Origin of the sequence: Synechococcus sp. R6-7 (assembly GCF_047461695.1) — a bacterium.
Taxonomy (GTDB): Bacteria; Cyanobacteriota; Cyanobacteriia; order Thermostichales; family Thermostichaceae; genus Thermostichus.
In genome coordinates this window covers 1-7,383 of record NZ_JANSHS010000222.1, presented here as the reverse complement: position 1 = coordinate 7,383, position 7,383 = coordinate 1, and the positions used below count along the sequence as shown (strand labels likewise).

The window sequence follows — 7,383 nt, the reverse complement described above, 5'->3', positions numbered from 1 at the left end:
GACCGGCGATGGCGTCAACGACGCTCCGGCCCTAAAGCAAGCAGATGTGGGGATTGCCATGGGGCGAGGCGGCACCGAAGTGGCCAAAGCTGCTGCCGACATGATCCTGACCGATGACAACTTCGCCTCCATTGAGGCAGCCGTTGAGGAGGGGCGCACGGTTTACAACAACCTGCTCAAAGCCATTGCCTTCATCCTGCCGGTGAACGGGGGGGAATCGATGACGATTCTCCTCAGCGTGCTGCTCAACCGCGAGCTCCCCATTCTGGCCATTCAAGTGCTGTGGCTCAACATGATCAACTCCATCACCATGACGGTGCCTCTTGCCTTTGAGCCGAGCACAGGCCGAGAGATGACTCGCCCACCGCGGGATCCGAACGCCAACTTGCTCTCTCCTAGGCTGCTGCAGCGCATCCTGCTGGTGTCCGTGTTCAACTGGATCTTGATCTTCGGGGTTTTTGAATACATCGAACAAACCACCGGCAACCTTAACCTGGCCCGCACCATGGCCATCCAAGCGTTGGTGATCGGGCGAATTTTCTATTTGCTCAGCCTCAGCCAGGCCATTCCTACCCTGTTGGGCCGTGGACGTGCCAGCCAATTGGAGCGCCATGAGCGCCTCATGGATACAGCAGCCATTGCCATCGGCATTGGGGCGGCCATCCTGCTGCAGATCCTCTTCAGCCAGTGGAGCCTGTTCAACATTATCTTCGACACAGCACCCCTGTCTTGGGAGCAGTGGGGCTTTTGTTTGCTGGTGAGCTTGCCACTCATCGTTGTCTCAGCGGTGGCCAATCGAGTGGATCCTGAATGAATAACTTGCTTTGGGCAACTCGCGCTCACTGCGCTCCCATCTGAAGAAGTGCCGAAGAGGGGATCCCTCAGCCATTACTCAGATGTAGCCGGCCTCTGCCAAGAGATAAAAATGCCTGCTGGCCTAGGTCTGATGGCATCCAGCTTCACACCGCTCTGGCTGTCTTTTCGACCGATTTGCGCAAGGCAATCACCATCTCAGCGGCGGTTTTTTGGAAAGTCGAGCCTGTTTTCTGGCTGTGATCAGAGTTTGGGGCAGCCGACGAGTGGGGATGAGGCTGTAGAAAGCGGTGAGTCGGATCTACACCGCGGTACTACCCCCAAGGCGATCTTTTGTCAGCTCCATCCACAAAAGCCCCAGCACTCTTCAGGGCTTGAGTTCTTTTTGCCCCCATCACCTTTTGGCAAGGGCAGGAACACCTCTTGAGGGAGACGAGGTTTTTCCTTCGGAGCTGCTGGCTCAAGGAACAAGAGAAAAACCTGTCTTCAAAAAAGTCTCAGACTTTCGGTTGCAGGAGTACATCACAAGGGTATGATCTTAAGAGAAGGATGTAGGACATTAAAAAATGTCAGATATACCACCACAACCTTTAACCGGGAAGGCTCTGCTCCAGAAGGTCGAAGCTTTGGGGCATCTTCCGCGCCGAGAAACGGCAAAGCGATGTGGCTATGTAACCATGACCAAGACCAACAAGCCTCGCGTCAACTTGAATGAGTTCTATGACGCGGTGCTGGCGGCAAAAGGTCTGAGTCTCAGCCCAAGTTCCAGCCGGGACAAGCGCGGTCGTGAGCCAACCTTTCGGGTCAGCGTCCACAAAAATGGGCAGTTGATCATTGGGTCGGCCTACACCGAAAAAATGAATCTCAAGCCTGGGGATGAGTTTGAGATTCAGCTGGGTTACAAGCACATTCACCTCAAGCAAGTGCTAAACGGCCAGGGGGTGGAGGAGTCAACCCCAAGCAAAGAAGCTTCCCCCAAAGCGACTCGCGGTCGCCGAAAAAAAACTGCTGGGGCTTGAACCTCTCCTGGGGTTGAGGAGAAGGGATCCAGTTGACGAACTGTCACTGCGCAGCTTTCTTCCCGCTTTGCCCTCTTTAAGATGGGATCCAAAGCCTAGGTTCACCCTCTTTCTGACCCTAGATAAGGATCCCTATGCAACAGAAGGTTCAGCCACCCCTCAAGTTTTTGCCGCCGCGATTGACGCCTTGGGTCGTTCATTTCGCTCAAGCAGGCTTGCCCCTTTGGTTGCGATGGACCAAAGGGATCCCTCGCGTTGAAGTAGAGGGGGGAGAGCGTTTGGCTCAGCTTTATCAGCAGTTTGAGGCGGGCAAGATTCGCCTGTTGGTGGCGTTTCGACACCCGACCCTGGATGATCCCCCCTGCTTGATGTACTTGTTTGCCCATCTTCTGCCGCAGGTGGCCCAACGCCAGGGGATCCGCTTTCGGGGCCGACCCCACGTTTTGTTTGTTTATGACCGCGGCCTACCTCTATGGCTGGGATCCGTTGCCCGTTGGGGCTTGCCGCGCTTGGGCGGGATCCCGATTTTGCGAGGCCGTCTGGATCGGGCAGGGCTAAAAAGTTCTCGTGAGCAGTTTGTATCGGGCCGATATCCGCTGGCGGTAGCTCCAGAAGGGACGATCAACGGCATGAGCAGTCTTCTCAACCCGTTGGAGCCGGGGGTAGCCCAGATGAGCTTTTGGGCGGTGGAGGATCTGCACAAGGCGGGACGGCCAGAGCAGGTGCTGATCCTGCCGGTGGGCCTTCGCTATTCTTACCTGAGGGATCCCAGTGCCGCTCTGAATAGATTGCTCAGCCGCATGGAGGCCGATTGCAAGCTGCCGCCCAGGCGCTCGGCTCACGCCGGTCAAGCCTTTTTGCTGGCCCGTATCCTTCGCTTGGGAGAACACCTGCTGCAAGTCGTGCAGACCTTCTATGAGCGCTTTTATGCCCCTGCCCTTCCTGCTGCAGATAGAGCCCAGGTTAAAGAGGGGGACCTGTTGGCGCGTCTTCAAAGCTTATCGGATCTGGCCCTGCGCGTGGCCGAGCAACATTTCGGCCTAGAGCCTCAAGGAGACTTCATCGAGCGGCGGCACCGCATCGAACAGGCGGGCTGGGCCTGGATCTACCGCGAAGATATTGCCGATATTGCTGCTCTCTCGGCTTTGGAAAGGGGGCTGGCCAATCGAGTGGCTGCTGAGGCCAGTTTTCACCTCTGGCACATGCGCTTGGCGGAAACCTTGATGGTGTTTGCGGTGCGCCCCATGCCCGAGCAGCCCAGTCTAAGTCTAGACGAGTTGGCGGAAACCGCCCTGCGCCTCTGGAGTCTGCTGGCTTGGATCAAAGGAGAAAATCCCGTCGGAACTGCTCCCCCCCGCTTGGGCCCCCGCCTGGCGCGTTTCAGCATTGGGGATCCCCTCTCGGTTTCCGAACGCTGGCCCGCCTACCAGGCCAACCGCCGACAAGCCGTACAAGCCCTCACCCAAGATTTACAAGCAGAAATGGAGCGGCTTATCAAAGGGATCCCGTGCTCCCCTGCGGTCCTCCCTGCTGTCTGACATGCCTAGTCGGCTCAGGGGCAAAAAGTGTAACAATTCCTGAGACATCTTGTGAGATATTTCGTGAAAGTAAGACGAACTTTTGCATTATCTGACAAGCAGGTGAAGGAAAGGGGAAGTTTCTGGCTCTTGGGGTAGAAAGGGGGCAGAAAGGAAGTGAGGCTCGTTGGCTTGGTCTATGTCTGATGAGCTGCTCCGCGCCATTCGCAGACGCGACCTGGAGGCCGCCACTTCAGCCGTGCAGCATTTGCGTTCTCGCCATTTAAGTGAAGCTGTGATCACCTCGATGGTGATGGTGGCCGTGGAGCGGTTGGCATGGGATGAAGGCGACCGGGCCGCCGCCAGTTGGTTACTGCGTCGCTGCTCCAGACGACGGCGCTGAAGGGATCCCCCCTGGCCCAGAGGTCATTGCGATACTTCCCCTTTCCCTGGATCCGAGGGGCTTCCCGTGTCAACCTGCCCACAAAGCCCTATCCGCAGAGGGATTAGCTTTCTTCCTTGCCCTTGTTCGGATCGTCGGGATGCTGTCGGTCTTCATCAAGGAACATAAGCCTCTGGCGAACAGCCAATCGGTACTCGGAGGTGCGCCGAGAGAGAGAAGTCCACGCTCCTGCGCTGCCCAATTTAGACTTCTGATATAGCAAGGACGCGCTGGGAGCGAAGCCAACGGTTTGGGCATCCCCAATGGCAGCCAGATCGGCGCTTAAGAAGACAAACTGCCAGCTCTCCTTCTCGGTTTTTTCCTTGATCATCTTCTCAATTTGCTCTTTGCGGAACTCGCGACTGGCATTCTCTTGCCCATCGGTTACCACAACCATCACAACCTTGGCCGGGCGATCTGCCTCGCTGAGTTCGCTGAGGCTCTTTTCTAGGTCGATGATGCCGCGCCCCATGGCATCCAGCAAGGGAGTAGAAGCTCGCGGCACGTAGGTCTCGCGGGTCAGCTCAGGGACCTCGGCAATTGGCTTGAAGCGGTGAATGACTTCATAGGGATCCTGGGAGTCGAACTGAACCAAGGTAAGGGTGGCACTTCCTCTACGGCATTCTCTTTGCCTATGACTCGGATCAAATCGAAGCGGCTGCCGAGCCCACCCTTGCCGAGATAGCCAAGCTGATGCGCGAGCGCACCAACCTCAGCATCCTCGTGGTCGGTCATACCGATGCGACCGGCAGCTTCGACTATAATCTGGGTCTCTCGCGACGCCGGGCCGAGGCGGTTGTCAACCGGTTGGTTCAGCTGGGTATCGAGCAACGTCGACTCTATCCGGTTGGTGTGGGGTTCTCTGCTCCTGTGGCCAGCAACACCACTGAGGAAGGCCGGGCGAAGAATCGCCGCGTGGAGTTGGTGGATCTGGCGGGTGGCAGAATCCCCTAGGGGAGAGTTTCTGAGTTTTGGCTCAGGGCAAGCATCGCCGAAACTCTGGACACTGCGGCTGCGGCGAACTAGTTTAGAGGCAACTCTTTACTTCTAGGCTATTTCAAGGGGTGGGATCCATGCTTAGGCCCAGTCTTCTGTTCTCCGGCTCGGCTTTGTTGGGTTTGCTGTCCTTGCCGTTTTTGATCGGCGAAGGTGGCTGGTTGACCTCATCTCGTAAGAGCCAGAGTCCTGTCACTGAGGTTTCTCTACAAGCTTGGGAGCACTCCCTGCCCTCATCCCAGGCCTTGTTTGAAGATGAAGCAGGTTCTGGATCTTGGCTCATGCGGCAAGCCCAGCTGCAAGAACGGGTACAACAGCTTGAGCAGCGCTCTCTCGCTCACCAGCAGCAGGTCTATCAATGGCTTGCGCAACAGGCAGATCCCCAGCCCGCCGGGGGTGTTGGCCGTTCCAACCCAAGCCCTGCCCTGTCGGCACGGCCTCGGCGTCAGGATCCTACCCTTTCTCCATTCTCTGCTCAGGCGGATGTTCCCAATGAGCTGGCGCTGCTAACCCAATTCATCCAGCAGGAGCCGGGAAATGCGCAACTTTATCTGCAACGGGCGCAATACTTCTGGCGTCAGTCTCAGGAGGATCCTGCTGCTTTACCGCAGCCGGAGCATGCTTCTGCCATTGCTTACCTGATGCGCTCCGCTCTGCGGGATCTGGATATTGCCATTGCTTTGGATCCCTACCTGGCTGAAGCCTATTTGCTCAAGGCCAAAATCCAACACGAGCGTTTGCAAGAACCTGAGCAGGCTCTGGCAACCTTGTCTCCTCTGGATCGGATTGCCTATCACAACCCGCAACTGCACTTGATCCGCTCTCGCATCTGGGCCGAACAAGGCCATCTGGAATCGGCGTTTGATGTGTCGCATCTGGCGATTGAGCTGGCCAAGCAAAATCAAGATGCTGCCGATCTTTTCGAGGCCTATGTCCATCGCGGCCTGATGTGGGCCAGCATCTGCGACTTCAGTTTGGCCGTTCAAGATTTCAGCCGGGCTATCGAGGTGCAGCCCCAGCGGGCTGAAGGTTACTACCACCGCGGTATGGCGCGCGCTTACCAGGGAGAGGATAGGGCTGGTGCCGCTTCCGATTTGGGTAGCGCTTTGATGTTGTGGCAGGTTTCGGGCGGGGGATCCCCGGGGCTGCTGGAATATGTAGAAGCGGTGCGGAGGGAACTGTTGCGGTAGCTGCAATTCTGGCTGGGTTTTTGCTGCGGATCTTTGGTCTGGCCGACTGGGCAGGGAAGTTCTGGGTCTAGGGTCTTTGCCCAAGAGCGTTTGGCAAGTCCAGCTAGGGCAAGCCAGGATGGTAGAGCTGTCTGTTACCTAGCCCCCTGAAGAGAACCCAGCCAGATGATGAGCCGAAGACAATTGACCATCTCCGTATCCTCTGTAGCCCTGGTGGTGGCCACAGGGATGCTGTTGTTGCTGCTGTGGCAACTGCGCAGCTTGGTGCTGACCGTGATGATCGCGGTGGTGGTGGCGGCGGCGCTGGCTCCCCTGGTGGATCTGGCCGAGCGATTACGCATCCCCCGCTGGCTGGGGGTTGTGCTGGTGTATTTGAGCTTAATTGCCGGGATTGCCGGCTTGGCTCTGCTCATTGGCCCAACGGTGGTAACTCAGACCCAGCGGTTGCTAGCGAGGTTGCCCTTCTATCTGGAGCGACTACAACTGCTGGTGGACACCTGGATTGCTGATCTGGCGGGGGTGGATCCGGCGGCGCTGGACTACTTAAACCAGTTGCTCGATCCTCAGTCGTTGATGAGCTGGGCAGTTCGCTCGGGACAACGGGTGCTGGTGCAGTCTTTCGACTTCACCCGCGGTTTGCTGGGTGGTCTGCTAACCACGGTGCTGACCCTCTTCATTTCCGGCTACATGCTGGTGAGCGGCTCTGACTTGGTGCGGGGCTTGGTGGAGTTGTTTCCTTATCCCTGGAATGACCGGCTGGCTCAGCAGGTACACCCGATGGCCCAGCGCATGGGGGGCTACATTCAGGGGCGGGTGCTGGTCTCTGCCATTTTGGGCGTGATGATCACCGTCTCGCTTCGCTTTCTGGGCCTGTCGGAGTTTGCTCTGGCGCTGGGGGTGATCGCCGGGTTTACCAACTTGATTCCCTTTATCGGGCCAGTACTGGGATCCCTGCCCGCCTTGGTGGTGGCAATCGTTCAGGGGGGCTGGACTTTTTTGTGGGTGCTGATCCTATACGTTGCCGTTCAAAACCTGGAAACCTATGTGTTGGATCCTCTGTTGGTGGGATCCTCGGTGCGGGTGAAGCCCTTGTATCAGTTGCTGGCGGTGCTGGGGGGCACCCAGTTGTTGGGTATTGTTGGGGCGGTGATCGCCCCCCCGTGGGTGGCGGGTATGGCGGTGCTGCTGGAGAACCTCTATCTGAAGCCCAAGCAGGAGGCAGAGGTTCGAGCCAGGCTGTATGCTCGGGCCACCGAGGCTGCTGGTTCTTTGGCTTTGCCGGGGATGGATCCTGCCGACGCGAGCAGCCCAGAGCCATCTTTTTCCTCTCGTCCGAATGGCTCTTCAAACGAGCCGGAAGGGTTGCCACAGAAAGAAAGTCTGATACATTTACGCTGAACACTGCT

8 protein-coding genes are annotated in these 7,383 nt (G+C 57.5%); 7 read left to right on the top strand and 1 reads right to left on the bottom strand.

The window, feature by feature from the left end; translation table 11 throughout:
- The 4 genes from NW815_RS07345 to NW815_RS07330 form a co-directional block, all read left to right on the top strand.
- Positions 1 to 814, top strand: an 814-nt coding sequence (locus tag NW815_RS07345; RefSeq protein WP_414415853.1) for an HAD-IC family P-type ATPase, incomplete at its 5' end; no start/stop codon positions are given.
- Between the two features lie 565 nt (positions 815 to 1,379).
- Positions 1,380 to 1,832: an AbrB family transcriptional regulator gene (locus NW815_RS07340; protein WP_414343799.1), complete on the top strand. Its 453-nt coding sequence runs from the start codon at positions 1,380 to 1,382 to the stop codon at positions 1,830 to 1,832.
- A 134-nt stretch (positions 1,833 to 1,966) separates the two neighbouring features.
- Positions 1,967 to 3,370 carry a 1-acyl-sn-glycerol-3-phosphate acyltransferase gene (locus tag NW815_RS07335; protein WP_414389101.1) on the top strand — a complete coding sequence of 468 codons (1,404 nt, stop codon included), beginning with the start codon at positions 1,967 to 1,969 and terminating at the stop codon, positions 3,368 to 3,370.
- A 178-nt stretch (positions 3,371 to 3,548) separates the two neighbouring features.
- Positions 3,549 to 3,752 (top strand): hypothetical protein, encoded by a 204-nt coding sequence (locus NW815_RS07330; protein ID WP_041436260.1) that lies wholly within the window; start codon positions 3,549 to 3,551, stop codon positions 3,750 to 3,752.
- A gap of 103 nt (positions 3,753 to 3,855) precedes the next feature.
- On the opposite strand, the gene NW815_RS07325 is transcribed toward NW815_RS07330, so the two are convergent.
- The gene (locus NW815_RS07325) at positions 3,856 to 4,386 is read right to left on the bottom strand and encodes a hypothetical protein (RefSeq protein ID WP_011432401.1); all 531 of its coding nucleotides are present in this window, start codon (positions 4,384 to 4,386) and stop codon (positions 3,856 to 3,858) included.
- A gap of 26 nt (positions 4,387 to 4,412) precedes the next feature.
- Between NW815_RS07325 and NW815_RS07320 the strand changes: the two genes are divergently transcribed.
- The 3 genes from NW815_RS07320 (at position 4,413) to NW815_RS07310 (ending at position 7,375) form a co-directional block, all read left to right on the top strand.
- A complete protein-coding gene (locus NW815_RS07320; RefSeq protein WP_414389111.1) occupies positions 4,413 to 4,745 on the top strand; it encodes an OmpA family protein in 333 nt (110 codons plus the stop codon).
- Between the two features lie 323 nt (positions 4,746 to 5,068).
- Entirely contained in the window at positions 5,069 to 5,977 is a 909-nt protein-coding gene (locus NW815_RS07315; protein WP_414389099.1) for a hypothetical protein, read from the top strand.
- 165 nt (positions 5,978 to 6,142) lie between these two features.
- Positions 6,143 to 7,375 (top strand): AI-2E family transporter, encoded by a 1,233-nt coding sequence (locus NW815_RS07310; protein WP_414389097.1) that lies wholly within the window; start codon positions 6,143 to 6,145, stop codon positions 7,373 to 7,375.
- The last annotated feature ends 8 nt before the right edge of the window (positions 7,376 to 7,383 follow it).

Bases quoted from the DNA above. Each gene is read 5' to 3' on its own strand.
- NW815_RS07310 (WP_414389097.1), top strand. From the start codon at position 6,143: ATGATGAGCCGAAGACAATTGACCATCTCCGTATCCTCTGTAGCCCTG.
- NW815_RS07330 (WP_041436260.1), top strand. From the start codon at position 3,549: ATGTCTGATGAGCTGCTCCGCGCCATTCGCAGACGCGACCTGGAGGCC.
- NW815_RS07340 (WP_414343799.1), top strand. From the start codon at position 1,380: ATGTCAGATATACCACCACAACCTTTAACCGGGAAGGCTCTGCTCCAG.
- NW815_RS07315 (WP_414389099.1), top strand. From the start codon at position 5,069: ATGCGGCAAGCCCAGCTGCAAGAACGGGTACAACAGCTTGAGCAGCGC.
- NW815_RS07335 (WP_414389101.1), top strand. From the start codon at position 1,967: ATGCAACAGAAGGTTCAGCCACCCCTCAAGTTTTTGCCGCCGCGATTG.